Origin of the sequence: Bacillus sp. FJAT-27445 (assembly GCF_001510665.1) — a bacterium.
In the GTDB taxonomy this organism is placed as follows: domain Bacteria; phylum Bacillota; class Bacilli; order Bacillales; family Cytobacillaceae; genus Bacillus_D.
Window position 1 is genome coordinate 1 of the sequence record NZ_LMTI01000012.1, and the last position, 26074, is coordinate 26074.

Consider the following 26074-nt stretch of genomic DNA (forward strand, 5'->3'; position numbering starts at 1 on the left):
TTAAGCTTCTCAGCGCCGATGGTAGTTGGGGCCTTGCCCCTGTGAGAGTAGGACGCTGCCGGGCGATGCGAAAGGCAACCTTATATAGGGGTTGCCTTTTTTGTATTTCTACTTCATTAAACCCCTCCGAGTCTACATGTAAATAGCGGCAATGGTTCATCCACATTAGCGCGATTTTTTCACGCAATCAGTAATTTTAATCCTCCTTTTACCCAATTCCATACTTAATTCTCCAACTCAAATTGACTTTATAACATAAAGAAATGCAAAGCAAATGAACTTCGAGTAGAGGCATATTGGCTAACCAATGAGAAAGCTTGCTCTATCTAGCGGAAAAAGCATCAAGTGGAAGGTGTCTAGCCTTAAAAAAGTAAAAAAATATTAAAAACGAACAATAAATAAATTGTGATATATATTGTTCGTTATTGACGGGCATTTCCATAGCTGTTATGATGAAAGCGACAAATGAAATAGCAATACCCTCGTATAATCATGGGAATAGGGCCCATAAGTTTCTACCCAGTGACCGTAAATCGCTGGACTATGAGGGAAAGTAGCGCTTGTAAGGGGTATGGTGTATTTATTTTTCCATACTTCTATTTTGCAACTGCATCAGGACTTTCCTAAGCCCTGGTTAGACTGCTTTCTCTTGTAAGAAGAGGAGCTTTCTGGCCGGGGCTTTTATTTTTGCTCAGAAGGGTGTGGATTTGGATGGATGTGAAGGTTGCTGTAATAATGGGGAGCATTTCAGATTGGGAGACGATGAAGCATGCTTGCGCCATGTTGGAAAATCTTGAAGTTTCTTATGAAAAAATGGTTGTGTCTGCCCATCGGACTCCTGATTTAATGATCCATTTTGCTGAAGAGGCTAAAGGCCGGGGCTTGGAAGTCATTATTGCTGGTGCTGGGGGAGCTGCCCACTTGCCAGGCATGGTTGCTGCTAAGACGATAGTACCCGTTATTGGGGTGCCTGTACAATCCAGGTCACTAAATGGGCTAGATTCATTGCTGTCGATCGTTCAAATGCCGGCAGGTGTTCCGGTTGCCACCGTCGCTATAGGTGAAAGTGGTGCGAAAAATGCGGGGATACTTGCTGCCCAAATCCTCGCAGTAAATGATAGCCAGCTGGCCGAAAGGATTCAAAACTTTAGGAAGGCTGCGGAGGATGCAGCCATCGAAAGCAGCGGCAAGCTTGTCTAGGGTGATACTACCGGGGCAGACAATCGGAATTATCGGCGGTGGGCAGCTCGGCAGGATGATGGCTTTATCTGCAAAGGCGATGGGTTACAGAGTTGCAGTACTTGATCCCAATCCGGATTCACCATGCGGGCAGGTAGCTGACCAAAAGGTTGTTGCCCCATACAGCAGCACCGAGGCAATGGAGCAGCTTGCTGGTATTAGTGACGTGGTTACATATGAATTTGAAAATATAGATGAGGAAGCACTTGAGATTGCATCTAGGCTCACCTGGGTACCACAGGGAACTAAACTGCTTAGTATCGCGAAGGACAGGATCGAAGAGAAAAGTGCAATTACAAATGCAGGTTTACCGGTGGCTCCCTACAAGCCGACAAGTACAACCATTGAACTTTCCAATGCAATAAAGGAGCTAGGCTTTCCATGTGTAGTAAAAACAGCAAGAGGCGGATATGACGGAAAAGGCCAATATGTAGTAAGAGATGTAAAAGAAATTAACGCAGCCGCTGAATTGCTCAAGCAAGGAGCTTGTGTCGTTGAAAGATGGGTCCCTTTTAAAAAAGAGATATCGGTAATAACGGCAAGGAGTACACACGGGGAAACAGCTGTGTTCCCGGTCGCTGAAAATATCCATAATGATAATATTCTCCATCAGACGATTGTCCCGGCAAGAATCAGTAACGATGAAGCAGAAAAAGCAAGGGAGATGGCAGTCCAGCTGGCGGATGCCTTAGGTATGGTCGGTACACTTGCAGTAGAGATGTTCCTGATGGAGGACGGTTCAATTTACATCAATGAAATTGCGCCAAGGCCGCATAATTCAGGGCATTTTACGATTGAGGCTTGTGAAACCTCCCAGTTTGCCCAGCATATCCGGGCAGTTTGCAATCTGCCGCTTGGCCGGACGGCACTTTTAAAATCTGCGGTAATGGTTAATGTGCTAGGGGAACATCAGAAAAAGCTTCTCGGAAACTTATTGGAGCTAAAAGATTGGAACATTCATCTATATGGTAAAAGCGAGGCAAAGACCGGACGGAAAATGGGCCATGCAACTCTGCTTAGAAAGACTTCTGAAAAGGCACTGTTTGAAATAGAAAAATCCGGGATTTGGCCAGGGAGACAAGCTGCCGAAATCGGAAAACAGGAGGAAATCATTCAATGAAAGAGCTCTTGTATGAAGGAAAGGCAAAAAGGATTTACAGCACAGACGACAAGCAGATAGTGCTAGTCGAGTACAAAGATTCTGCTACTGCCTTTAATGGGGAAAAGAAAGCGGAAATTACAGGTAAGGGACAGCTGAATAATGAAATCAGTTCGCTTCTTTTTAAAAATCTTCATGAACATGGCATAGATTCACACTTTATTGAAAAGGTTTCAGCGACCGAGCAGCTTGTCAGAAGGGTCAGCATTATTCCCCTTGAAGTTGTTGTCCGTAATATTGCGGCTGGCAGCATGGCGAAGCGCCTTGGCATTGAGGAAGGACGTCCGCTGCAAAAGCCGATTGTCGAGTTTTACTTTAAGGACGATAACCTCGGGGATCCGCTTATTATCGAGGATCATATCCTTGAGCTCCAGGCGGCAACGAAAGATGAGATTGAAGTTTTAAAACAAAAAGCAATTGGAGTTAATTTGTTCTTAAGCTCGTTTTTTGAAGGGCTGGGAATCAGGCTTGTTGATTTCAAGCTTGAGTTTGGGAAGGATGCAACAGGCAAAATCCTGCTAGCAGATGAGATTTCACCGGATACATGCCGGTTCTGGGACATAGAGACAAATGAAAAGCTGGATAAAGATGTGTTTAGACGGAATCTTGGCAGCATTACCGAAGCGTACGAAAAAATTCTGGTCCGATTGGGAGGCTAAATCATGGTCAAAGTAAAAGTGTTTGTTACGTTGAAGGAAAGCGTTCTGGATCCTCAAGGAAAAGCCGTTTCGAATGCCTTGCATTCACTTGGATATGAAGAAGTAGCAGATGTAAGGATCGGCAAGTACATGGAGCTGTTCATCCAGCCTGCCGGCAGGGATGTCGAAACTGTTGTCCGGGAGGCATGTGAGAAGCTGCTATCCAACCCGGTCATTGAGGACTACCGCTATGAGTTCGAGGAGGCTGTGATCCGATGAAATTTGCGGTGATTGTTTTTCCTGGATCGAATTGCGACTCGGATATGTACCATGCGATTAAGGATGAGCTTGGCGCTGAGGCGGAGTATGTATGGCATACGGAAACAAATCTAGAAGACTATGATGCAATCCTGCTGCCAGGTGGGTTTTCATATGGGGATTACCTGCGCTGCGGGGCAATAGCTCGTTTTAGCGTGATTATGGCTCAAATCATAAAGGCAGCCGAAGCCGGAAAGCCAATCCTCGGCGTCTGCAACGGATTTCAAATCCTCCTAGAAGCTGGACTCCTGCCGGGGGCGCTCAGAAGGAATGACAGCCTGAAATTCATTTGCTCACCTGCAAAAATCCGTGTAGAAAACAGCGAAACGATGTTTACTTCAACTTACGAAAACGGCCAGGTCCTGTCCATTCCGGTTGCCCATGGGGAAGGGAATTATTATTGCGATGCAAAAACGCTTGAGAGGCTGAAGGAAAACAACCAAATCGTGTTTACTTACGCTGAAAATATCAATGGAAGTCTTGAAAATATTGCCGGAATCGTAAATGAGCAGGGGAATGTCCTGGGCATGATGCCGCATCCCGAGCGGGCTGTCGACCGCCTGCTCGGTAGTGCCGATGGGCTGACACTGTTTCAATCAATCGTCAAGCAATGGAGGGAATCACATGTTGTTAAAGCTTGAGCCATCTCCCGAACAAATCAAGACCGATAGACTATATAGCCAAATGGGCGTTTCCGATGAGGAATTCACTAGTATTGAAGAGATTCTCGGCCGCCTTCCGAACTACACCGAAACAGGGCTGTTTTCCGTTATGTGGTCGGAGCATTGCTCTTATAAGAATTCCAAGCCAATTTTAAAAAAGTTCCCGACGAAGGGGGAACGCGTCCTTCAGGGTCCAGGTGAAGGTGCCGGAGTAGTTGATATCGGCGATGGACAGGCGGTTGTCTTTAAAATTGAGAGCCATAACCATCCATCGGCAATCGAACCGTACCAGGGTGCGGCGACTGGGGTTGGCGGCATCATACGTGATATTTTTTCAATGGGCGCTCGCCCGATTGCACTATTGAATTCTCTTCGTTTCGGGGAACTCGACTCCTCACCTCGCGTCCGCTACCTTTTCAAGGAGGTGGTCGCAGGGATTGCCGGATACGGAAACTGCATCGGCATTCCTACCGTTGGCGGTGAAATTCAGTTTGATGCTTCCTATGACGGCAATCCGATTGTTAACGCGATGTGTGTAGGGCTGATTGACCACAAGGATATGAAAAAGGGTCTGGCCAGCGGTGTTGGCAACACAGTCATGTATGTTGGCGCAAAAACGGGCCGTGACGGCATTCATGGAGCCACTTTTGCTTCCGAGGAACTGACGGATGATTCCGAAGAGAACCGCCCTGCGGTCCAGGTTGGCGACCCGTTCATGGAAAAGCTCTTGCTTGAGGCGTGCCTTGAGCTTGTGAAATCCGATGCTCTCGTCGGTATACAGGATATGGGGGCGGCCGGTCTAACGAGTTCAAGCGCGGAAATGGCTAGTAAGGCCGGTTTCGGGATAGAGATGAATCTCGACCTAGTACCGCAGCGGGAGACAGGGATGACAGCTTACGAAATGATGCTGTCCGAATCCCAGGAACGCATGCTCATCGTTGTAAAAAAAGGCCGCGAACAAGAAATCATTGATCTTTTTTCTAAATATGAATTGGAAGCAGTCGCAATTGGTGTTGTAACGGAAGAAAAAACTCTTCGGCTGATGCATAAAGGCGAAATTGCGGCAAATGTCCCGGTTGACGCACTGGCACTTGATGCGCCTGTATACCATAAGCCTTCCGCCGAGCCTGACTATTTCCGGGAGTTCCAGGGGATGGAGAATACTGTTCCTGAGGTGAAGGATTTTGCCGGTACGCTTGTCAGCCTTTTAAAGCAGCCGACAATCGCCTCAAAGGAATGGGTCTATAACCAGTACGATTACATGGTGCGCACGAGTACTGTCGTTGCTCCCGGATCGGATGCCGCGGTCGTAAGGGTGCGTGGCACCAGGAAGGCGCTCGCAATGACGACCGACTGCAATTCGCGCTATCTCTATCTTGACCCGGAGACAGGCGGGAGGATTGCTGTTTCAGAAGCGGCGAGGAATGTTGTTTGTTCGGGTGCTGAGCCGCTCGCGATTACCGACAACCTGAACTTCGGCAGCCCGGAGAAGCCGGAAATCTTCTGGCAGATGGAAAAAGCAGCGGACGGGATCAGCGCTGCGTGCCTCGCTCTAAATGCACCGGTCATCGGCGGGAATGTATCCCTATATAACGAAACGAACGGCAAGGCGATTTACCCGACTCCGGTCATCGGCATGGTCGGATTGATTTCGGATATCAGCCATGTTACGACCCAGGCATTCAAGGAAGAAGGGAACTTGATTTATTTGCTTGGTGAAACGAAGGATGAGTTCGGAGGTTCCGAACTGCAGAAACTCATTCACGGCGATATTTTTGGAAAATGCCCAGAACTTGACCTAGAAACAGAGGTAAAACACCAGAAGGCGGTCCTTGATGCCATTAGGGCAGGACTCGTCCAATCCGCGCATGATCTGTCTGAAGGCGGCCTTGCGGTTGCTCTCTCAGAATGCTTAATAGATTCAAAGAATCTTGGGGCCTCAGTAGAGTTAACTGGTAACCCGGTTTCCGCTTTGTTCAGCGAATCACAGTCTCGGTTTCTTTTAACAGTGAAAAAAGAGAACCAACCGCAATTTGAATCATTAACAGGGGCAACACTGATTGGAACGGTTACAGGGGAATCTGTTTTGCATATCACAATCGACGGGGAAACAGTCATCAAGGAGGATTTGAAGCATTTGGAAACTGCCTGGAGAGGAGCCATTCCATGCTTGCTGAATTAAGGGGACTGAACGAGGAATGCGGGATTTTCGCTGTCTGGGGGCATGAAGATGCCTCAAGGATTACGTATTACGGGCTTCATAGCCTTCAGCACAGAGGACAGGAAGGTACAGGAATCATTACCTCGAATGGCCATGAACTTTCAGGGCATAAAGGGGAAGGGCTAGTTTCTGAGATATTCAGTGAACAGGTTCTGTCAGGATTGAAGGGGACAGCCGCAATCGGCCATGTCCGGTATGCGACGGCAGGCGGGGGCGGATATGAAAATGTCCAGCCCCTTCTCTTCCACTCACAAACGGGCAGCATGGCGCTTGCCCATAACGGCAATCTTGTCAACGCGAACCTGATTAAATCTATCCTTGAGCAGCAGGGAAGCATATTCCAAACGAGTTCGGATACGGAAGTGCTTGCCCACCTGATAAGAAGGCACAGCTCTTGGTTATTAAAAGACCGCGTTAAAAACGCGCTTAAGCAGATAGAAGGCGCATTCGCCTATGTTATTTTAACGGAAAATGAATTGATGGTTGCCCTGGATCCGCAGGGATTAAGGCCGTTATCGCTTGGAAAGCTTGGTGATGCCTATGTGGCCGCCTCGGAGACATGCGCATTTGATGCAATTGGCGCAGAATTCATCCGCGACATCCTGCCAGGGGAACTATTGATTATTAATGAGGACGGACTGTATTCTGAATTCTTCGCCGAGAGCAGAGATGAAGCGATTTGTACGATGGAATACATTTATTTTTCCAGGCCCGACAGCAATCTCCAAGGAATTAATGTCCATTCGGCACGGAAGAACCTCGGAAAACGGCTTGCCCTTGAAGCAATGATTGAGGCAGACGTTGTGACTGCGGTCCCTGATTCAGGCGTTTCCACAGCTATAGGCTATGCGGAGGCATCGGGCATCCCCTATGAATTGGGGGTGGTCAAAAATCGTTACGTTGGCCGTACCTTTATCCAGCCATCCCAATCCTTGAGAGAGCAAGGAGTAAAAATGAAGCTTTCCCCTGTCAGGGGCGTTGTGGAAGGCAAACGGGTCATCATGGTCGACGATTCAATTGTACGGGGTACGACAAGCAAGCGAATTGTTACGATGCTGAAGGAAGCGGGCGCGCGTGAAGTTCATGTCGTTATCAGCTCCCCGCCAATAAAGCACCCTTGCTTTTACGGAATCGATACATCGACAAAGGAAGAACTGGTTGCCCATACCCGTTCACCTGAGGAAATTAGAAAGCTGATTGGTGCCGATTCGCTTACATTCCTAAGTACGGAAGGGATGCTGGAGGCAATTGGACGTTCCAATGAAGCGAAAAATTGCGGGCAATGCCTTGCTTGCTTTACGGGGGAATACCCTACTGAACTGTATCCTGATACACTCCAATACTACTATCAAAAATAAATCTCCGGGCAGCCGGACGAAGCATAGGGAAGGGAGACCGACATGTCAAAAGCGTACAAGGAAGCTGGCGTCAATATAGAAGCTGGATACGAAGCGGTGGAAAAAATGAAGCGCCACGTCAAGAAAACAGCCCGGCCGGGAGTGATGGGAGGCCTGGGCGGTTTTGGTGCAATGTTTGATCTATCCACCCTAAACCTGAAAGAGCCAGTCTTGATATCAGGTACGGACGGGGTTGGGACAAAACTGATGCTCGCCTTTAAGACTGGCCGACATGACACAATCGGAATCGATGCGGTGGCAATGTGCGTCAATGATATCGTTGTCCAGGGAGCGGAGCCGCTTTACTTTCTTGACTACATCGGCTGCGGGAAAGCGGACCCCGACCGGATAGAAGCGATTGTAAAAGGGGTGGCCGACGGATGTGAACTGGCTGGGTGCGCATTGATTGGTGGGGAAACAGCCGAGATGCCAGGCATGTATGAACCAGATGAATATGACCTTGCCGGTTTTGCGGTTGGTGCTTGCGAAAAGGCGGCTGTCATTGATGGAAGCGGGATTCGTGCGGGGGATGTACTCATAGGCTTGGCGTCAAGCGGGCTCCACAGCAATGGCTTCTCATTGGCAAGGAAGGTGTTTTTTGAAAAAGCTGGCCTTGTTGTTGATCAATATGTAGAGGAGTTTGGCTGCACACTTGGCGATGAACTGCTGAAGCCGACGAAAATTTATGTAAAACCAGTTCTATCATCGCTAAAGGAATTCCCGATTAAAGGGATGTCCCATATTACGGGCGGCGGTTTCCATGAAAATATCCCGAGGATGCTTCCGGATGGGCTAGGCGCGGCCATTGCCGAAGGAAGCTGGGAGCTACCGCCGGTATTTTCCCTGCTCGAACAGCTTGGAGACCTCGACCGCGAGGAAATGTACCATGTCTTCAATATGGGAATCGGCATGGTGATTGCCATTGATGAAGCCTTCGCTCCCGGACTGCTAACGCATTTTGAAGCCTGCGGCGAACAGGCTAAAGTAATTGGCTATGTAACAGGCGAGGAAGGGATTCGGATTTCATGAAAAATATCGCTGTATTTGCATCCGGAAATGGCAGCAATTTTCAGGCAATCCTTGATGCAGCCGCGAGTGGCATGCTAGAAGCAAACATCTGCATGCTCGTCTGTGACAGGCCAGGTGCATTTGCGGTTGAGCGGGCAAATGCAGCCGGAATTGAAACCTTTGTCTTCAATCCAAAGGAGTTTGCAGGGAAGGAAGAATTCGAGGAACTTATTGCCAGGGAATTGGCGGATGCAAGTGTTGATTGGATAATCCTTGCCGGCTATATGAGGCTCATTGGGCCAGTCCTTTTATCTGCCTATGGAGGCAGGATTATCAATATCCATCCCTCACTTCTTCCAAACTACCCGGGAAGGGATGCCATTGGCCAGGCGCTTGCCGCAGGTGCAGCCATGACAGGGGTGACGGTCCATTTTGTCGATGAAGGTATGGACACCGGCCCGGTTATCGCCCAATTGGAAGTGCCAATTAACACAAGTGAGACTTCTGAAAGCCTGCAGGCAAAAATACAGGAAGTGGAGCACAGGCTATATCCAGCTGTGCTCCAAACGTTACTACTTACTCAGGGGGAAAGAGAATATGGCACAAAAACGGGCACTCATCTCTGTATCGAATAAGGAAGGCGTGGCCGAATTTGCACTAAAGTTGGCAGGGCTCGGCTATGAAATCATTTCAACGGGCGGTACGAAGCGCACCCTCGAGGAGGCGGGCATCCCGGTCACAGGCGTCAGTGACATAACAGGATTTCCGGAAATTCTTGAGGGGCGGGTTAAAACTCTGAATCCAAAAATTCATGGCGGCCTATTGGCGAAGTTAGACAATCCGTCCCATACTCTGCAGCTTGCGGAATACGGCATTGAGCCTATCAGGGTTGTCTGCGTAAATTTGTATCCTTTTCGTGAGACAATCTCAAGGCCAGGCACCACAGTGGAGGAAGCAATCGAAAATATCGATATCGGCGGCCCGTCGATGCTAAGGGCAGCGGCGAAAAACCATCAGGACGTAACGGTTGTAACCGATCCAAAGGATTATGAAGAGGTATTGAGCCAACTGAATGAAACTGGTGAGGTGGACGCAGGGACAAGGAGGAGGCTTGCCGCTAAAGTATTCCGCCATACGGCTGCCTATGATGCGTTAATTGCTTCGTATTTAACGGAGCTTGCCGGTGAGGATTCCCCTGAAAGCCTGACCGTGACATATGAACTGAAAGATAGGCTCCGTTACGGTGAAAATCCGCACCAGCAGGCGGCCTTTTACAAAAGCCCGCTGAGTGGCGGCGGTTCCATTGCCAGTGCGGAGCAGCTCCATGGGAAAGAACTATCCTATAACAATATTAATGACGCGAATGCGGCTCTTCAGCTCGTTCGGGAATTTTCTGAGCCAGCCGCTGTGGCTGTCAAACACATGAATCCATGCGGGGCTGGAACTGGGGAAACTGCACTTGCCGCCTTTTTAAAGGCTTACGAAGCGGATCCGGTGTCTATTTTTGGCGGAATTGTCGCCTTCAATCGTGAAGTGGACAGTAAAGTAGCAGAGAAGCTTTATGAGATTTTCCTCGAAATCGTCATTGCTCCGTCGTATACGGAAGAAGCCCTTGCGATTTTGCAAAAGAAAAAAAATCTCCGCCTTCTAACCGTTTCGGAAAGAGGCGTAATAAAGCCGGAAAGAAACCTTGTTTCCGTTGAAGGCGGTCTGCTTGTTCAGGACCAGGACATATATACCCTAGACAATGCAGGCATTGTGGTTCCGACGGTGCGGCGGCCGACTGAGGATGAATGGATGGCATTGAAGCTCGGCTGGAAGGTCGTTAAACATGTTAAATCAAATGCAATTGTTATTGCGAACAAGGAACGCACCGTGGGAATTGGCGCGGGCCAAATGAACCGGATCGGGGCCGCAAAGATTGCTCTTGGGCAAGCAGGAGAACAAGCCGCCGGCGCTGCGCTGGCCTCAGACGCCTTTTTCCCAATGGATGATACAGTGGAAGCGGCGGCACGGGCAGGGATAACTGCGATTATCCAGCCGGGAGGATCGATTCGTGATGAGGATTCGATTAAAAAGGCAGATGAATACGGAATTGCCATGGTATTTACGGGTGTACGTCATTTCAAACACTAGGGAGGCAAAACGATGGATGTATTGGTGATTGGCAGGGGCGGCCGCGAGCATGCGATTTGCCGAAAACTGAAAGAAAGTTCTTTAGTGGAAAATGTATTTGCGGCACCGGGAAATCCAGGGATGGAAGATGTCGCAACCCTTGTGCCTTTTGAAGAAACCGATTATGAAAACCTGATTTCCTTTGCGTTGGAAAATAGTATTGGCCTGACGGTTATCGGGCCTGAGCTGCCGCTTTTGGCAGGCCTGGCCGACAGGTTCAGGGAAGCGGGCCTAAAGGTGTTCGGACCTGGAAGCAAGGCCGCCCTCATCGAAGGGAGCAAGGCATACGCTAAGGAGTTTATGGAAAAGTATAAGATACCGACCGCTTGCTATGAAGTTTTCACTTCTTTTGAAAAGGCAAAAGAATATATCCTTAAAATGGGCGCTCCGATTGTCATCAAAGCTGACGGCCTCGCGGCTGGAAAAGGCGTTACGGTTGCCCTTACGGAGGATGAGGCGGTATGTTCCGTTGAGGAAATGCTCGTGGGGAGGAAGTTCGGTGATGCATCCTCTTCTATTGTAATAGAAGAATTCCTGGAGGGAGAGGAATTTTCTTTAATGGCTTTTGTAAATGGTGAAACCGTGGTGCCGCTTGACATTGCCCAGGACCATAAGCGGGCATTTGACGGGGACCTCGGGCCGAATACAGGCGGGATGGGTGCATATTCGCCGGTACCGCATATACCTGATAGCGCGGTCGCCACTGCGGTGGAGACCGTCTTAAAGCCTGCGGCCAGAGCACTGGTTGAAGAAGGTAGAAGCTTCTGCGGAGTTTTGTATGCCGGACTTATTTTAACAAACGAGGGGCCAAAGGTGATCGAATTCAATGCGAGGTTTGGAGACCCCGAAACCCAGGTTGTCCTTCCGAGACTTAAATCCGATTTGGCGGCAGCCATCCTTCATGTTCTTGACGGGAAAGAGCCTGTATTGGAGTGGGACAGTTTATTTTCGGTAGGCGTCGTTGCCGCCGCAAAAGGATATCCGGAAGATCCTGAAAGAGGCGCACTTGTCGAAGGGTTTGAGACGATTGGTCCGAATACGGACATTTTCCATGCAGGCACAAAAAAAGATAAGCTTGGCCGTTTTTATGTGGATGGTGGCAGAGTCCTTCTTGCCTGTGCAAAGGCAGAAACGATCGAAGCGGCAAGGGGACAGGTCTACCGTGAACTTAAGAAGATTGAATCGAGCGGGATTTATTATCGTACCGATATTGGGGCGAGGGCATTAAAGGCCGCCCAGCCCCTTTAAGCCTGCGGTTAAATGGGAATAGATTAGGAACGGGCTTTTTTCCTGGGTGATGTTTAAAAAGGATTGGATAAAGGGATAATCGCGGTTTGGCATCATTTTTACTGCTTCCCCCCACCATTCCGTTTCATATCGCGCAATCATACTCAGGTTGTACAGCAGCAAATAGTGGGCCATCAGTTCCGGAAATTGGGACCGGTGGTTTTTCTTTAACGGCATGGCAAAACGTCTTTGATAATGGTCGATTTTAAGGAATGAGAGCCTGTTTTGAATAAATGGGCACGGCGCTTCCTCCAATTTGGCTATACCATCCTTTATTTCTCCAAGCGCAATGCCGGACTGTGCGAAAAAAAAATCCCTGAACCTCGTTTCAGTCATATGGTAGGAATCGAGGGCCCTCCCGGAAACAAACCAACTCCCTTCCTTTTCGATAAGCGGGAGGAAGTTCGCTTGTCCTTCAAGCTGCCAAAAAAGGCTGTCCAACTCGGGTATCATCCTTAATAATGCTTCCATGGTCACTTTATCGCCTTCAACCTGTTTCATGTGAAACAATTTGTCGGATAAATGGGGAAAAAGGCCGTTTTTCTGGAACTTCACTTCATCGTGAAAAAATTGGTACTGTTGTTTTTTTCGCTTGCGTGCGGAAACTCCGTGAGCCAAGACAGCAGTCGTTTCAGGATAGAAGGGGTCTTCAGTCAAGATACATGCCTTGACAAGATGGACTAGCCCATAGAAAAGAAGGATTGGCTGAAGAACGATGGGAGCCAGGGCTGCTTGGGTATAATAAATTCCCCCGTGCTCAAGATAGTATAGGAAGGGATAACAATTTTCATAGCTTCTGTGGTCTGCGGCGTTACAGCCAATCTTTTCGTAGCGTTTTTGCAAATAGGATTGGGCATATTCAGCCGAAAAAAAGAAAGTGAAGCTCTCCCAGCCCTGGTAACCATTCCACATAAGGGACATCCCCTTTCTTATTAAATGGATGAATTTTAAAAAGGAAACAGGTGCAGTTTTTGCCAGGCGATTGAATAATCTGACTTCTTCATGCTGCCTTGACAGTATATTGCCCAATTGTTACGCTACTAATAATATTTTCGGTTTGGAGGACAAAAAGATGTGGGAAAACAAATTTGCAAAAGAAGGTTTGACATTTGATGATGTTTTGCTCGTTCCAGCCAAGTCTGAAGTGTTGCCGAAAGAGGTCAGCCTCCAAACAGAACTGTGCGAAAACATAAAGCTGAACTTGCCGATTATCAGTGCCGGCATGGATACGGTAACTGAGGCAGAGATGGCAATCGCGATGGCCAGGCAAGGCGGCTTAGGTATTATCCATAAGAACATGACGATTGAGCAGCAGGCAGAGCAGGTGGATAAGGTTAAGCGCTCGGAGTCTGGAGTCATTGACGACCCGTTTTTCCTGACGCCTGAGCATCAGGTATACGATGCTGAACATCTGATGGGAAAATACCGTATTTCCGGGGTGCCGATTGTAAACAACGAGGAAGATCAAAAGCTTGTCGGCATCATCACAAACAGGGACCTTCGCTTTATCCAGGAAAGTGATTTTTCCAAAAAGATTTCCGATGTTATGACAAAAGAGAATCTTGTAACTGCTCCTGTTGGAACAACCTTAAAGGAAGCGGAAAAGATCCTTCAAAAGCATAAAATTGAGAAGCTCCCGCTTGTTGATGAAAAGGGCATCCTAAATGGGTTAATCACGATAAAGGATATCGAAAAAGTCATCGAATTCCCAATGTCGGCAAAGGACAAGCAGGGAAGGCTGCTCGCCGGCGCTGCGGTCGGAGTTACGGGAGACACGATGAAACGCGTTGAAGCGCTTGTGAAAGCGAATGTAGACGTCATTGTTATAGATACGGCTCATGGCCATTCCAAGGGCGTCTTGGATACAGTCCGCCAGATTCGCAATGAATACCCGAGCCTGTCGATTATTGCGGGCAACGTTGCGACTGCGGAAGGAACACGGGATTTATTTGAGGCTGGCGCCGATGTTGTAAAGGTTGGAATCGGGCCAGGCTCGATATGCACGACGAGGATAGTTGCCGGGGTAGGCGTACCGCAGATTACAGCAATCTATGATTGCGCAACCGAAGCGCGCAAGCACGGAAAGTCGATTATTGCCGATGGCGGCATCAAGTACTCTGGAGATATCGTCAAAGCACTTGCAGCCGGGGGCCATGCGGTAATGCTCGGAAGCCTGCTTGCAGGTGTTTCCGAAAGCCCGGGCGACACGGAAATCTTCCAGGGCCGCCGCTTCAAGGTATACCGTGGCATGGGATCGGAAGGGGCAATGGAAAAAGGTTCAAAAGATCGTTACTTCCAGGAGGACAGCAAAAAGTTTGTTCCGGAGGGAATCGAAGGCCGCCTTCCTTACAAAGGGCCGCTTGCCGATACGATTTTCCAGCTTGCCGGGGGCTTAAGGGCCGGTATGGGCTACTGTGGCACTCCAAACCTGCAGGAACTGCGTGAAAATGCCCAATTCATCCGAATGACAGGTGCGGGCCTACGTGAAAGCCATCCACATGATGTCCAAATCACAAAGGAAGCACCGAATTATTCCTAATAATAAGGCTATTAAAATGAAGGCGGGACAAGGATCCTGCCTTTTCCTTTTTAAAACACATCCCTAACAAAAGCATGTAGGGAACAGATTTGAGTGAAAATTGGCCATGTGTATGTATCGAATCTCACCATTAGCTTGAAAATCTTGGCAGGAAGATAGGCCATACCTCTGTCTATCCAACACTCTGCTTGTATGTTAAGATAGTAAACGTGTATAAAGTGAAACTTCCGCAAGGGCCATGCCGTCCGTAAAGAGTGGGAGAATATCGTTGGAGGGCGTAACAGTGAAGAAAAAGATTTATCAAAAGTACATAGCCATCGTTTTAGCAGTGGCCGTTTCAGCAGGGCTGTTTACTGCACCTGCAAAGGCAGCCGGCGAGACCAATTTGAAGATCAATGCCGCCGCCGCCATTCTTGTCGATGCGGAATCAGGGAAAGTTTTATTTGAACAGAATGCCGACAATGTCCTTGGCATTGCCAGCATGACGAAAATGATGACCGAATACCTTCTGTTAGAGGCCATTAAAGAAGGAAAGGTGAAATGGGACCAGCAATATTCGGTTAGCGAACCAGTCCATAAATTGTCGCATGACCGCAGTTTGTCCAACGTGCCGCTCAGGGCGGATGGAACTTACAATGTCCAGGAATTGTATGAAGCAATGACCATCTATTCCGCGAACGCTGCGACTATTGCCCTTGCCGAGGTCATTGGCGGTTCGGAAGGCAATTTTGTGAAAATGATGAATGATAAAGCCGAAAAGCTCGGTTTAAAAGATTATAAGTTTGTGAATTCCTCAGGATTGAACAACCGCGATTACAAAGGGATGCATCCTGAAGGAACAGGAGCCGAGGATGAAAACGTCATGTCTGCAAAAGCAACCGCGAAGCTCGCTTTCCATCTGCTGAAAGACTATCCGGAAGTACTCGAAACGACCAGCATTCCAAGGAAGGAATTCAGGCCAGGTACCGATGATGTCATCAAGATGGAAAACTGGAACTGGATGCTTCCTCAGCTTGTGTTCAAGTATCCTGGCGTCGACGGGCTAAAAACAGGTACAACCGATTTTGCTGGTTACTGTTTTACAGGGACTGCAATGCGGGATGGCAAACGATTTATAACGGTTGTAATGGATGCGAAAAACTCTTCCGGCAAAGGCGATTATAAAGCCCGCTTTGATGAAACGAGGAAGATGTTCGATTATGCTTTTACAAACTATACAAAAACTGAAATCCTTCCAGCTGATTATGCGGTCAAGGGCAAGAAATCCCTTGATGTCATAAAGGGGAAGGAAGACAAGGTAAACATCCGGACTAAGAATCCGGTATCAATGGTGATTAAGAATGGTGAAAAGGACAGCTATAAGCCTGTCCTCGTCCTTGATAAAAAGAAATTGAATAATAAAGGTGAATTGACAGCCCCTATTAAAAAAGGCGAAGTTGTGGGCTTTGTAACCCTCCAAGCGAAAAATGGAGATAAATCCACCTTCCTTACAGATAAAGGGCAGAGCAGCGTCAGTACACCTGTAATTGCAACGGAGAATGTGGAAAAGGCGAATTGGTTTGTTCTAATGATGGGCGGAATTGGCGGATTCTTCGCAGACCTTTGGGGAAGCATCGTTACCGGAATTAAAGGATTATTTTAATCCGAACGTTCCTATAAAGCCGGCAGTTGAACACAGACTGGCAGCCTACTTCAGTAACATGGCAGCTTAGGCAATAAACAAATAGAGCATAATTTGGGATAATTTATTTGCAATAAGGCAATAATTGTAGTACATTAAAAAGTACAAATTTACCATATTGGAAAAGCGTTGAGAGGAAAAAGTAATGGGAATCCCACTCTTTAGAGAGCCGGTGGCTGGTGCGAACCGGTGTGTGGCGCCTGTGAATCCGTCCTTGAGCAAAGCACGGAACGCCGTTTTCGGCAAGTAAGTGCTTTCGGGTCAAACCGTTATGAAATTGAGGTGGGCTGCCTTGTGCGGCCAACCAGGGTGGCAACGCGGGTTAACTCCCGTCCCTGTTTGGGGACGGGAGTTTTTTGCGTTCAAAAAACGGCCCGGCCTCAGGTTAAAAATAATAAAGGAGTGATAATGCATGCTGGATATTAAAGTATTGCGTGCGGATTTTGAAGGTGTGAAAAAAAGGCTGCAGCACCGTGGAGAAGACTTGACTGATCTGGGCAAATTCGAGAGCCTGGACAGGAAAAGGCGCGATTTAATTGTCGAGGCTGAACAGCTGAAGGGAAAGCGGAATGAGGTTTCCCAACAGGTAGCCGCATTAAAGCGCGAGAAAAAAGATGCGGACCAGCTAATTGCCGAGATGCGCGAGGTTGGCGATCGTATTAAAGAGCTTGACGAGGAACTGCGTGAAGTGGAAGCAGAACTCGATATACTATTAATGAGCATCCCGAACCTGCCGCATGAGAGCGTTCCAGTCGGGGAAACGGAAGACGAGAATGTAGAAATCAAAAAGTGGGGGGAAGTCCGCGATTTCGGCTTTGAGCCAAAACCGCACTGGGACATCGCCGACAACCTTAAAATCGTTGATTTCGAGCGTGCCACAAAGGTTACCGGCAGCCGATTTGTTTTTTACAAAGGATTGGGTGCCAGGCTTGAACGAGCACTGATGAATTTTATGCTTGATCTTCATGTGGATGAGCACGGCTACAGCGAAATCCTGCCGCCTTATCTGGTAAATCGAACGAGTATGACAGGTACCGGCCAGCTTCCAAAGTTTGAAGAAGATGCCTTTTTGATTGAAAGTGAGGACTACTTCCTGATTCCGACTGCCGAAGTGCCAGTGACAAATTTTCATCGCGATGAAATTTTGAGCGGGGATCAGCTGCCAGTCCGCTATGCGGCGTACAGCGCATGCTTCCGTTCTGAAGCAGGATCTGCCGGGAGGGATACACGCGGTCTGATTCGCCAGCACCAGTTTAACAAGGTGGAATTGGTGAAATTCGTAAAGCCTGAGGATTCTTATGATGAGCTTGAAAAGCTTACTACAGACGCGGAAAAGGTACTCCAGCTCCTCGGCCTTCCATATCGTGTTTTAAGCATGTGTACCGGCGACCTTGGCTTCACCGCTGCCAAAAAGTACGATATTGAAGTATGGATCCCAAGCTACAATACGTACCGTGAAATTTCTTCTTGCAGTAACTTTGAGTCCTTCCAGGCACGCCGGGCGAATATCCGCTTCCGCCGTGAACCGGGTGCGAAGCCGGAGCACGTCCATACCCTTAATGGGTCTGGCCTGGCAATAGGGCGTACGGTCGCCGCTATCCTTGAGAACTATCAGCAGGAGGATGGAACAGTTATTATCCCTGAAGCCCTGAGGCCATATATGGGTGGACGAACCGAAATAAAGCCTGAATAAAATGTGTGGGCGGGACACATATCCCGTCCCTTTTTTTAAAAAAGGTTCTAGTTGACATGTGGGTTCTCTCTATAGTAAGATAACATTTGTCGAACGGAGGAATACCCAAGTCTGGCTGAAGGGATCGGTCTTGAAAACCGACAGGCGGGTTAAACCGCGCGGGGGTTCGAATCCCTCTTCCTCCTCCATTTATTCGATATATGAATATCAACGCGCATAAAATCTGGAGACAAAACCCGCCGCAACGCGAAACGCCTGCGGCGGGTTTTTTATATTGTCCTTATACATAATGACGCCTAACCCCTACGCGGAAAGCGCGTGCCCAGAGTGGAAATCAACAGCTAAATTAAACAAAGCTATTAAAAACGCATACCAGCTATCAGCCGGTATGCGTTTTAGTAAAAAGGATTTCGTTTAATTTGTTTTCCACTTCCCTGCAAATCCTTGCTGCATCTTCAGGACGGTTGACGACATCAGTTACGTCCATATCAATGACCAGTACTTCGCTTGCCTTGTAGTGGTTAAAGACCCATTCATCGTAGCCCTTCCACACCTCGAAATAGTATTCCTTCAGTTCGGGATTGATTTCAAAGCTTCTGCCGCGGGACATGATTCGGTCAATGACAGTATCAAAGGAGCCTTTCAGGTAGACCATGAGCTCCGGTGCTTTTTTCGGTAACTCTTTCAACTCTTCCATCATATTATCGGCCAAGTCTTCGTAAATCCTGAATTCAAGCTCGGAAATGCGTCCAAGCCTTTTATTTACATAGGCAAAATACCAATCCTCGTAAATTGACCTATCCTGGATTGTATAAAGAGGCTCGTGCCAGCTAATGCATTCCTTTACTGTTTTAAAGCGCTTATTCAAGAAGAAAAGCTGAAGAAGGAACGGAATCCTTTTTGCATCCAATTCTTCCGGAGTCAATTCATAATAAAGCGGGAGAATTGGATTGTCATCAACCGTTTCATAAAATACTTTGCTGTCAATACCCTTGCTACGGAAATACCCATCCAATAAATCTGCCACACTCGTTTTGCCGAGGCCAATCATGCCGCCAATTACGATACTCAAAATAGTTTCCCCGTCCTTATAATGTATTAGTCCAACTGCTTTTTTGCAGTGATAATGAGAGATTTGAAAGAATGGTATCCAAATCCTGTGCGTTTTTTACGAAATCCATTTCGTCACCATTGAAACGCAAAACTGGGATTTCCGGATGCTGGCGTTCAAAAGCATCCATTGCCTCTTCGTAATCACGGGACAGCTGTTCAAGATAAAGAGGGCTAATGTTCTTTTCGACTTCGCGTCCCCGCAAGGCGATCCTGGCCAAAAGGGTATCAAGGCTAGCATTCAAATAAATGACAACGTTTGGTTTTGGCATATCCTCGGTGAGGATTTGGTAGATTTTAAAGTACTTTCTGTATTCCTCATTGTTTAACGTTCTCTGGGCAAAAATCAAATTTTTGATTATATGGTAATCTGCAACAACGGGCTGATTTTTAGCCAGGTAATGGGAATTGATATCGCCAAGCTGCTTAAAACGGTTACAAAGAAAAAACATTTCCGTTTGGAAGCTCCACTCTTCAATGTTTTCATAAAACTTGCCTAAGAAAGGATTTTCATCCACGATTTCTTTTAACAATGCAAATTGATAATGATCGGCAATTGCTTTTGCGAGAGATGTTTTTCCTATACCAATCGGCCCTTCAACAGTAATAAAGGGAGTTTCCCCCATTGCGTGCCCTCCTTCTCCGCCCACTTCAGTAATTTTACATATGGCCAAGCCTCAATTATGTAATAAAAAAATAAAAAATAAGTAGAATAATGTCGTAATTAGACAAATTGTATTTTACCATAATCCAGGCCGATGCGGATATGGAATATTTATGGGTAGAAAGGATCGGGCATCCCAAGCCTTGATTTTACAGGATTTAGGTAGAAAAAAATATTGAAAAGCCAGTTTATAATGCAAGCAAATCTCAATAATAAAAGGCTGCCAAAAAAAGGCAGCCTGAGTAGTTCAGGAAGTAGTCCGCTTTGTCACATTGAAGTTTTCAGTTATTAAGAGCCAGTTTTGCGGGAAGGAAAGGCCAAGCTTCCAATAGCTCATTCCACGTAAATTAAGCTCTTTGATCAAATCGAACTTGGCTTGTATTGACCGGGCGTCTTCAAACCAGACCTCATGCTGCCGCCCATCTCTGGTGTACCTGAAGAAGGGGGCTTGGGCTTTTGTGTCATACTGAATTGGAACGTTGTTCTCTGCTGCAATCCGGATTGCCTGCTGGGGGCTGACCGCCTTGGCTACGGTTCCCTGGACAAAAGGGAGGGTCCAATCATAACCATACAGGTTCTGCCCCATCATGATTTTTGAGCCTGGCATTTCAGTAAGGGCATATTCCAGTACTCGGCGGACTGGGCCTATTGGGGAGACCGCCATGGCAGGTCCGCCGCTGTACCCCCATTCATACGTCATAATGACGACGAAATCGACAATCTCTCCATGTGCCCTGTAATCATGGGCTTCATACCACCGGCCTTTTTGTGTAGCACTTGTCTTTGGGGCAAGGGCGGTAGAGATAAGCCAGCCTTCACGCTTGAAGCGATCCCTTGCCTTCCTGAGGAAGCTGGTATAAGCTTCTCTGTCAGCCGGCCGCAAATACTCGAAATCGAAGTGGATATCCCTAAATCCAAGCCTCCTGGCGGTAGCGACGATATTGTTTAGAAAACGATCCTGTATCGCTAAATCATTAAGTAAAATCCTCCCAAGTTCATCACTGAACTGGTCATTTTCCTGGTTGGTGATGACCATCATCAGCACATTGTTATTGACCCGTGCAATTTGGGGGAAATTGTCCAGTAAAGGTTCACGCAGCGTACCATCCCTTTTAGCCTGGAAGCTAAACGGGGCTAGATACGTTAAATAGGGTGCCGCCTCACGGGCGCTCGCTGTGAGGGCAGGAGCCACTGTAGTTCCTCTCGGCTCCACATACGCATTGAAATCTCCCTCCCGTTTCCTCTGTGGCGGGGTATAAAGCCGGAAACCAACACTAAGCGGCTGATTTTGCTGAATCCTGTTTATCCGGGCAAGCTCCTCGGCTGTTGTCCCGAACTTTCTGGCTATAGAAAATAAAGAATCGCCTGACCTAACAAAATAGAAGCTCCCGATAATCGGGATAACCATTGCTTGACCGATGACCAGGTCATTTGGGTTCGGCAATTCATTGGCTTCAACAATATCATTTACCGTTGTTCCATATGTCCGGGCTATAGTCGTCAATGTTTGTCCAGCTTCCACAACATGGATTTGCATGTACTTCCCTCCCTGCTAAAAACTAACGCTATCTCCATTCTATGAGGAAGAAAGAATATTCATGTTATACTATCCCTAATGCAATATCAGAGATTTTTTAAATAAAAGGAAGTGTTGGGATGGAGCAAATCCCAGGCAGAGACGAAAGTTTTATGAAAGAAGCAATAGAAGAGGCTAAAAAGGCTGCTGCCTTAGGAGAGGTTCCGATTGGCGCAATCATTGTGATGGATGGAGAAGTTGTCGCCAGGACTCATAATCTTCGTGAGTACAGACAAAATGCGGTGGCGCATGCAGAGCTGCTTGCCATTGAAGAGGCTTGCAGAAAATCCGGCAGCTGGCGGCTTGAGGGGGCTACCCTGTACGTAACTCTTGAACCGTGCGCAATGTGTGCCGGTGCCATTGTCCTCTCCAGGATAGAACGTGTTGTTTACGGGGCCGTCGACCCAAAAGGCGGCTGTGCCGGAACGCTTATGAATTTGCTTGAGGAGAGCCGCTTCAATCATCAATGCCAAGTAGTCCCCGGCGTTCTTGAAGCCGAATGCGGCGGCATGCTATCCGACTTCTTCCGTACGCTCAGAGAGAAGAAGAAGGCGGCGAAAAGGCTAGCAGGGCTTCCATCAGTGGAAGGCGAGACAGGAATTGACAGGTAAAGGGCATTGATTTTTTCACCAAAACTATGTATACTGAAAAGGCGCTATAAAGGCGCCATACTTTAGGTTTCAATTTTGCCGTGCTAGACGGGGAGGTAGCGGTGCCCTGTACCCGCAATCCGCTCCAGCGGGGTTGAATCCCTTCCCGAGGCTGCCACTCTGTAGGGCCTGCCTCAAGTAAGTGGTGTTGACGCCTGGGTCCTGCGCAATGGGAATCCATGAACCATGTCAGGTCCGGAAGGAAGCAGCATTAAGTGGACACACTCATGTGCCGCAGGGTTGCCTGGGCCGAGCTAACTGCTTGAGTAACGCTTATGGATGACAGTCGACGGAAGGTGCACGGCAGTTAAATGGATATGCTAAACCCATCCTTTATAAAGGGATGGGTTTTTTTATTTCAGCCACTGGGAAGAAACAGTGAAAAGCCTGGATTTCTATGGTGTTGAATTACACTTTACATATAAAATACGGTATAATAGATAGATGGGGATTATAGTCCGGAGCTTCCCGGCAGCCGCAATTAGAATTGAAAGGGGGCACTGCCAGTGGCTTATCAAGCATTATACCGAGTCTGGCGCCCGCAGCAATTTATAGATGTCGTGGGCCAGGAACACATCACCAAGACACTGCAGAATGCACTGGTTCAGGAAAAGACTACACATGCCTACCTTTTTTCAGGGCCGCGCGGGACCGGTAAAACGACAGCAGCCAAGATATTGGCCAAAGCGGTCAACTGCGAAAGAGCGCCAATCGCTGAACCATGCAATGAATGCAGTGCGTGCCGTGGTATTACAGACGGATCGATTCAGGATGTCATTGAAATCGATGCAGCTTCCAATAATGGTGTAGATGAAATTAGAGACATCCGCGATAAAGTGAAATATGCTCCAAGCTCAGTAAAATATAAAGTTTATATCATAGATGAAGTGCATATGCTTTCAACCGGGGCATTTAATGCCCTTCTAAAGACGCTCGAAGAACCCCCAAGACACGTCATGTTTATATTAGCAACAACCGAGCCCCACAAAATTCCGCTGACCATTGTATCAAGATGCCAGCGATTTGATTTTAAACGGATAACGGCAAATGCGATTGTCGGCAGGATGAAATTGATTGCCGATGAGACAGGCGCGGTTTATGATCCTGCTGCACTTCCCATTATAGCAAGGGCAGCCGAGGGCGGGATGAGAGACGCATTAAGCCTTTTAGACCAGGCTATCTCCTACAGCCAGGATCGGGTTACTGTAGAGGATGCCCTGACCGTCACTGGGGCGGTGTCCCAAGGATTTTTATATAAAATGGCTGATGCAATTCATAGGAAAGATGTCGCGCAAGGGCTGGATGTATTGAACGAACTTCTTTTCCACGGCAAAGATCCATCCCGTTTCATTGAGGACTTTATTTTATTTTTCCGTGACATGCTTCTTTTTAAAATGGCTCCGACTTTGGATGAGTCATTAGAGCGGGTTATGCTCGATGATGGATTTCGGGATCTCGCCGACAAGTTTTCAACAGGACAAATTTATGATTTAATCGATATGTTGAACAAAACCCAGCAGGAAATGCGATGGACGACCCATCCGCGAATTTTTCTCGAAGTGGCGGTCGTTAAGCTATGTCAGATGGAAACACCTCCTGTTCCAACAGCTTTTGGGAATTCCGCTGAAGTTTCCACCTTATTAAGCCGGATTGATAGGCTTGAAGAAGAAATAAAGGAACTGAAGAAACATGGGGTATCCCCAGCAGCCAATGAAACGGCAAGCCCTGCGCAAAAACCGGCCCAAAGAACATCCAGAAAGGGTTTCCAGGCACCGGCAGGAAAAATAAATGAAATCCTGAAGCAGGCAACAAAACCGGACCTTAACCTGTTAAAAAGCAATTGGGGTGAAATGCTTCGCAGGCTCATGAAATCCCATGCGGCCTTATTGAATGAAGCAGAGCCGGTTGCTTCTTCGCCTAAATCCTTTGTAATTAAATTCAAGCATGAAATCCACTGTCAAATGGCTATGGATAACCCTAAATTTGTAGAGGCAATCTCTGACGGCTTAAGGGAACTAACTGGCAAATCGTTTTCCATCGTAGGTGTTCCTGAAGACCAATGGGTAACGATTAGGGAAAGCTTCCTTGCTAATCACCAGCCAGATGGCGGGGACGATCCGGAGACAAAAAGGGAAGAAGAAGATCCGCTTCTTGACGAAGCCAGGAAGTTGTTTGGCGGCGATTTAATCGAGATTATAGAATGAAAATGGAGGATGAATGATGATGAAACGGAAAATGCCAGGTATGGGTGGAATGGGCAATATGCAAAACATGATGAAGCAAATGCAAAAAATGCAAAAACAAATGGAAGAAGCCCAGAATGAACTTGGTGAAAAGACTGTGGAAGGAACCGCTGGCGGTGGCATGGTAACGATAGTTATTACGGGCCAAAAGAAAGTGGTCGATATTAAAATCGATCCGGAGGCGGTCGATCCGGAAGATGTGGAAATGCTTCAGGACACCATTCTTGCTGCATTGAATGATGCGATGGATAAAGCCGAAAAATTATCCGAGTCCACTATGGGGCAATTTACTAAAGGAATGAACCTTCCCGGCTTGTTCTAGGAGGAAAGAATATGCATTATCCTGAACCGATATCAAAGCTGATCGACAGCTTTATGAGATTGCCGGGGATTGGCCCGAAAACAGCCGCTCGTCTGGCTTTTTTCGTCCTTAGCATGAAAGAGGATACAGTACTGGACTTTGCCAAAGCGCTTGTCAACGCGAAACGGAATTTAAGCTACTGTTCCGTATGCGGACATATTACTGACCAGGATCCATGCTATATCTGCTCGGATGAAAGAAGAGATAAAAGCGTTATTTGTGTAGTGCAAGATCCTAAGGACGTAATTGCAATGGAAAAGATGAAAGAGTTTAACGGCCTCTACCATGTCCTTCAGGGTGCCATTTCCCCAATGGATGGGATTGGTCCTGAGGACATCAACATCCCTGATTTGCTGAAACGGCTACAGGATGAAAGTGTTCAGGAAGTTATCCTTGCGACCAACCCGAATATAGAAGGGGAAGCTACAGCCATGTATATTTCACGGCTGTTAAAGCCCTCAGGCATTAAAACAACCAGGATTGCCCACGGCCTCCCTGTGGGGGGAGACCTTGAGTACGCCGATGAGGTTACGCTTTCGAAAGCATTGGAAGGCCGGCGTGAACTCTAAAGGATGGAGGAGAATGAATCATGTTCTTTCGGAGAAAAGGCCGGCTGCGCCAGGAATACAATGAAAAATTCCTGAACCTGCTCGAGGAGGTTAAGGTTGACTGGCAACGGCAAAAAAGCCTTCTGGAAAAATCATTCGATCCATCGGAAGAAGTGATTTGCCAGGCTAGGATTGCCGAAGCTAAATACTTTTTCCTATTAAAAGAAGCAAAGCATCGAAAAGTCTCAATAGCAAGATGAATAGAATAGCTCCCGGTCTTTTTTGGGAAACTTGTACATATGATTAAAGTACAAGTTCCCGAGGAAGGGGGAGTTTTTGTTTGGAACCGATTTTTGTAATTTCAATATTGGGCGGCCTTATTATCCTGCTGCTGGTTGCGGGAGCGCCCATGAAGCCTGCGAAGCTGCTTGGGCAAGGAGCGATAAAACTCGTGATTGGAGCACTTCTTTTGTTTTTCCTGAATACAGCTGGAAATCAGTTCGGTATCCACATTCCCATTAATTTGTTTACAACGGCGGTTTCAGGATTTCTTGGCATACCAGGGATGGCTGCTTTAGTAGCTGTTGAGATGCTAGTCTTTGGATAGTTACAACATCTTAAAAGAAATCCATTGTTTGCAACGGATTTCTTTTTTCTTTTTAAGGAGGTTGGCCAGTTATTTATTTTTTCTTTGTAAAAAAATAAAAAAAGGGTTGACCTATCTTTGAAAAGCTTGTAATATAGTAAAAGTCGCTGCTGAACAAAACGGCACTGATAAAAAAGTTATTGACTTTGCTTTTTTAAAATGTTATTCTAGTAAAGTCGCTTTTGAACGACAGGTTAAAAATTGCTCTTTGAAAACTAAACAAACAAGCGTCAACAAACAATATTATAGTGATCTTCGG

Annotated in this window: 25 protein-coding genes, 1 tRNA gene, 1 other RNA gene, 1 riboswitch and 1 other annotated feature; of the genes, 22 read left to right on the forward strand and 5 right to left on the reverse strand. The window is 47.3% G+C overall.

Annotated elements, in window-relative coordinates; genetic code table 11:
• Positions 1 to 187: hypothetical protein (locus AR337_RS23670; RefSeq protein ID WP_216637400.1), on the reverse strand; the 187-nt coding region annotated here is incomplete at its 3' end.
• A 275-nt stretch (positions 188 to 462) separates the two neighbouring features.
• A riboswitch (purine riboswitch) is annotated at positions 463 to 564 on the forward strand.
• Between the two features lie 147 nt (positions 565 to 711).
• Here AR337_RS23670 and purE point away from each other — a divergent pair.
• Genes purE through purD form a run of 11 tightly spaced genes read left to right on the forward strand, consistent with a single transcriptional unit; the run spans position 712 to position 12065 of the window.
• Entirely contained in the window at positions 712 to 1200 is a 489-nt protein-coding gene (gene purE, locus AR337_RS22350; RefSeq protein ID WP_059174271.1) for a 5-(carboxyamino)imidazole ribonucleotide mutase, read from the forward strand.
• A complete protein-coding gene (gene purK, locus AR337_RS22355; protein ID WP_059174272.1) occupies positions 1166 to 2359 on the forward strand; it encodes a 5-(carboxyamino)imidazole ribonucleotide synthase in 1194 nt (397 codons plus the stop codon). The genes purE and purK overlap by 35 nt, the downstream gene beginning before the upstream one ends.
• Positions 2356 to 3057, forward strand: a complete 702-nt coding sequence (gene purC / locus AR337_RS22360) for a phosphoribosylaminoimidazolesuccinocarboxamide synthase (protein ID WP_059174273.1) — start codon at positions 2356 to 2358, stop codon at positions 3055 to 3057. The genes purK and purC overlap by 4 nt, the downstream gene beginning before the upstream one ends.
• 3 nt (positions 3058 to 3060) lie before the next feature.
• Positions 3061 to 3315 (forward strand): phosphoribosylformylglycinamidine synthase subunit PurS, encoded by a 255-nt coding sequence (gene purS, locus AR337_RS22365; protein WP_059174274.1) that lies wholly within the window; start codon positions 3061 to 3063, stop codon positions 3313 to 3315.
• Positions 3312 to 3995 carry a phosphoribosylformylglycinamidine synthase subunit PurQ gene (gene purQ, locus AR337_RS22370; RefSeq protein WP_059174275.1) on the forward strand — a complete coding sequence of 228 codons (684 nt, stop codon included), beginning with the start codon at positions 3312 to 3314 and terminating at the stop codon, positions 3993 to 3995. The genes purS and purQ overlap by 4 nt, the downstream gene beginning before the upstream one ends.
• Positions 3979 to 6198: a phosphoribosylformylglycinamidine synthase subunit PurL gene (gene purL / locus AR337_RS22375; RefSeq protein WP_059174276.1), complete on the forward strand. Its 2220-nt coding sequence runs from the start codon at positions 3979 to 3981 to the stop codon at positions 6196 to 6198. The genes purQ and purL overlap by 17 nt, the downstream gene beginning before the upstream one ends.
• A complete protein-coding gene (gene purF / locus AR337_RS22380) occupies positions 6183 to 7595 on the forward strand; it encodes an amidophosphoribosyltransferase (RefSeq protein ID WP_059174277.1) in 1413 nt (470 codons plus the stop codon). The genes purL and purF overlap by 16 nt, the downstream gene beginning before the upstream one ends.
• A 42-nt stretch (positions 7596 to 7637) precedes the next feature.
• Positions 7638 to 8663, forward strand: coding sequence for a phosphoribosylformylglycinamidine cyclo-ligase (purM, locus tag AR337_RS22385; protein WP_059174278.1), 1026 nt, complete (start codon positions 7638 to 7640; stop codon positions 8661 to 8663).
• Positions 8660 to 9277: a phosphoribosylglycinamide formyltransferase gene (purN, locus tag AR337_RS22390; RefSeq protein ID WP_059174279.1), complete on the forward strand. Its 618-nt coding sequence runs from the start codon at positions 8660 to 8662 to the stop codon at positions 9275 to 9277. The genes purM and purN overlap by 4 nt, the downstream gene beginning before the upstream one ends.
• Entirely contained in the window at positions 9240 to 10778 is a 1539-nt protein-coding gene (purH, locus tag AR337_RS22395; protein ID WP_059174280.1) for a bifunctional phosphoribosylaminoimidazolecarboxamide formyltransferase/IMP cyclohydrolase, read from the forward strand. The genes purN and purH overlap by 38 nt, the downstream gene beginning before the upstream one ends.
• A gap of 12 nt (positions 10779 to 10790) precedes the next feature.
• Positions 10791 to 12065, forward strand: a complete 1275-nt coding sequence (gene purD / locus AR337_RS22400) for a phosphoribosylamine--glycine ligase (protein WP_059174281.1) — start codon at positions 10791 to 10793, stop codon at positions 12063 to 12065.
• Here the strand turns inward: purD and AR337_RS22405 are convergent.
• Positions 12042 to 13016 carry a YaaC family protein gene (locus AR337_RS22405; protein ID WP_059174282.1) on the reverse strand — a complete coding sequence of 325 codons (975 nt, stop codon included), beginning with the start codon at positions 13014 to 13016 and terminating at the stop codon, positions 12042 to 12044. The genes purD and AR337_RS22405 overlap by 24 nt on opposite strands.
• Before the next feature lie 160 nt (positions 13017 to 13176).
• Between AR337_RS22405 and guaB the strand changes: the two genes are divergently transcribed.
• From guaB to AR337_RS22425, 4 genes are all read left to right on the forward strand, one after another.
• Positions 13177 to 14643, forward strand: a complete 1467-nt coding sequence (guaB, locus tag AR337_RS22410; protein WP_059174283.1) for an IMP dehydrogenase — start codon at positions 13177 to 13179, stop codon at positions 14641 to 14643.
• 283 nt (positions 14644 to 14926) lie between these two features.
• A complete protein-coding gene (locus AR337_RS22415) occupies positions 14927 to 16285 on the forward strand; it encodes a serine hydrolase (protein ID WP_082687126.1) in 1359 nt (452 codons plus the stop codon).
• Between the two features lie 159 nt (positions 16286 to 16444).
• Positions 16445 to 16664, forward strand: a binding site (T-box leader).
• A 72-nt stretch (positions 16665 to 16736) separates the two neighbouring features.
• On the forward strand, positions 16737 to 18017 hold the full coding sequence (serS, locus tag AR337_RS22420) for a serine--tRNA ligase (protein WP_059174285.1): 1281 nt from the start codon (positions 16737 to 16739) through the stop codon (positions 18015 to 18017).
• A 95-nt stretch (positions 18018 to 18112) separates the two neighbouring features.
• Positions 18113 to 18205 (forward strand) — tRNA-Ser (locus AR337_RS22425).
• 191 nt (positions 18206 to 18396) lie between these two features.
• On the opposite strand, the gene AR337_RS22430 is transcribed toward AR337_RS22425, so the two are convergent.
• The 3 genes from AR337_RS22430 to AR337_RS22440 all read right to left on the reverse strand — a co-directional run bounded on the left by AR337_RS22430 (position 18397) and on the right by AR337_RS22440 (position 21328).
• Positions 18397 to 19092, reverse strand: coding sequence for a deoxynucleoside kinase (locus tag AR337_RS22430; RefSeq protein ID WP_253702102.1), 696 nt, complete (start codon positions 19090 to 19092; stop codon positions 18397 to 18399).
• Between the two features lie 13 nt (positions 19093 to 19105).
• Entirely contained in the window at positions 19106 to 19753 is a 648-nt protein-coding gene (locus AR337_RS22435) for a deoxynucleoside kinase (RefSeq protein ID WP_059174287.1), read from the reverse strand.
• Between the two features lie 285 nt (positions 19754 to 20038).
• Complete coding sequence (locus AR337_RS22440; protein ID WP_059174288.1) at positions 20039 to 21328, reverse strand: glycoside hydrolase family 18 protein; 1290 nt, start codon at positions 21326 to 21328, stop codon at positions 20039 to 20041.
• 119 nt (positions 21329 to 21447) lie between these two features.
• Here AR337_RS22440 and tadA point away from each other — a divergent pair, with 119 nt between their 5' ends.
• The 7 genes from tadA (at position 21448) to AR337_RS22480 (ending at position 25776) form a co-directional block, all read left to right on the forward strand.
• Positions 21448 to 21978 carry a tRNA adenosine(34) deaminase TadA gene (gene tadA, locus AR337_RS22445; RefSeq protein ID WP_059174289.1) on the forward strand — a complete coding sequence of 177 codons (531 nt, stop codon included), beginning with the start codon at positions 21448 to 21450 and terminating at the stop codon, positions 21976 to 21978.
• A 78-nt stretch (positions 21979 to 22056) separates the two neighbouring features.
• An RNA gene (gene ffs / locus AR337_RS22450) (signal recognition particle sRNA large type) lies at positions 22057 to 22321 on the forward strand.
• A 202-nt stretch (positions 22322 to 22523) separates the two neighbouring features.
• Positions 22524 to 24221, forward strand: a complete 1698-nt coding sequence (gene dnaX, locus AR337_RS22460; protein ID WP_059174290.1) for a DNA polymerase III subunit gamma/tau — start codon at positions 22524 to 22526, stop codon at positions 24219 to 24221.
• A gap of 31 nt (positions 24222 to 24252) precedes the next feature.
• On the forward strand, positions 24253 to 24582 hold the full coding sequence (locus tag AR337_RS22465) for a YbaB/EbfC family nucleoid-associated protein (protein WP_156424502.1): 330 nt from the start codon (positions 24253 to 24255) through the stop codon (positions 24580 to 24582).
• Between the two features lie 11 nt (positions 24583 to 24593).
• Complete coding sequence (gene recR / locus AR337_RS22470) at positions 24594 to 25190, forward strand: recombination mediator RecR (RefSeq protein WP_059174292.1); 597 nt, start codon at positions 24594 to 24596, stop codon at positions 25188 to 25190.
• A 20-nt stretch (positions 25191 to 25210) separates the two neighbouring features.
• Positions 25211 to 25429, forward strand: a complete 219-nt coding sequence (locus tag AR337_RS22475; RefSeq protein WP_059174293.1) for a YaaL family protein — start codon at positions 25211 to 25213, stop codon at positions 25427 to 25429.
• Positions 25430 to 25509: 80 nt separating this feature from the next.
• Positions 25510 to 25776 carry a pro-sigmaK processing inhibitor BofA family protein gene (locus AR337_RS22480; RefSeq protein WP_059174294.1) on the forward strand — a complete coding sequence of 89 codons (267 nt, stop codon included), beginning with the start codon at positions 25510 to 25512 and terminating at the stop codon, positions 25774 to 25776.
• Positions 25777 to 26074 lie beyond the last annotated feature (298 nt).

Bases quoted from the DNA above. Each gene is read 5' to 3' on its own strand.
- tadA (WP_059174289.1), top strand. From the start codon at position 21,448: ATGGAGCAAATCCCAGGCAGAGACGAAAGTTTTATGAAAGAAGCAATA.
- purF (WP_059174277.1), top strand. From the start codon at position 6,183: ATGCTTGCTGAATTAAGGGGACTGAACGAGGAATGCGGGATTTTCGCT.
- recR (WP_059174292.1), top strand. From the start codon at position 24,594: ATGCATTATCCTGAACCGATATCAAAGCTGATCGACAGCTTTATGAGA.
- purK (WP_059174272.1), top strand. From the start codon at position 1,166: ATGCAGCCATCGAAAGCAGCGGCAAGCTTGTCTAGGGTGATACTACCG.
- purL (WP_059174276.1), top strand. From the start codon at position 3,979: ATGTTGTTAAAGCTTGAGCCATCTCCCGAACAAATCAAGACCGATAGA.
- purC (WP_059174273.1), top strand. From the start codon at position 2,356: ATGAAAGAGCTCTTGTATGAAGGAAAGGCAAAAAGGATTTACAGCACA.
- AR337_RS22405 (WP_059174282.1), bottom strand. From the start codon at position 13,016: ATGTGGAATGGTTACCAGGGCTGGGAGAGCTTCACTTTCTTTTTTTCG.
- AR337_RS22475 (WP_059174293.1), top strand. From the start codon at position 25,211: ATGTTCTTTCGGAGAAAAGGCCGGCTGCGCCAGGAATACAATGAAAAA.
- guaB (WP_059174283.1), top strand. From the start codon at position 13,177: ATGTGGGAAAACAAATTTGCAAAAGAAGGTTTGACATTTGATGATGTT.
- purE (WP_059174271.1), top strand. From the start codon at position 712: ATGGATGTGAAGGTTGCTGTAATAATGGGGAGCATTTCAGATTGGGAG.
- purQ (WP_059174275.1), top strand. From the start codon at position 3,312: ATGAAATTTGCGGTGATTGTTTTTCCTGGATCGAATTGCGACTCGGAT.
- AR337_RS22440 (WP_059174288.1), bottom strand. From the start codon at position 21,328: ATGCAAATCCATGTTGTGGAAGCTGGACAAACATTGACGACTATAGCC.
- purD (WP_059174281.1), top strand. From the start codon at position 10,791: ATGGATGTATTGGTGATTGGCAGGGGCGGCCGCGAGCATGCGATTTGC.
- purM (WP_059174278.1), top strand. From the start codon at position 7,638: ATGTCAAAAGCGTACAAGGAAGCTGGCGTCAATATAGAAGCTGGATAC.
- serS (WP_059174285.1), top strand. From the start codon at position 16,737: ATGCTGGATATTAAAGTATTGCGTGCGGATTTTGAAGGTGTGAAAAAA.
- AR337_RS22465 (WP_156424502.1), top strand. From the start codon at position 24,253: ATGCCAGGTATGGGTGGAATGGGCAATATGCAAAACATGATGAAGCAA.
- AR337_RS22435 (WP_059174287.1), bottom strand. From the start codon at position 19,753: ATGGGGGAAACTCCCTTTATTACTGTTGAAGGGCCGATTGGTATAGGA.
- purH (WP_059174280.1), top strand. From the start codon at position 9,240: ATGGCACAAAAACGGGCACTCATCTCTGTATCGAATAAGGAAGGCGTG.
- purS (WP_059174274.1), top strand. From the start codon at position 3,061: ATGGTCAAAGTAAAAGTGTTTGTTACGTTGAAGGAAAGCGTTCTGGAT.
- purN (WP_059174279.1), top strand. From the start codon at position 8,660: ATGAAAAATATCGCTGTATTTGCATCCGGAAATGGCAGCAATTTTCAG.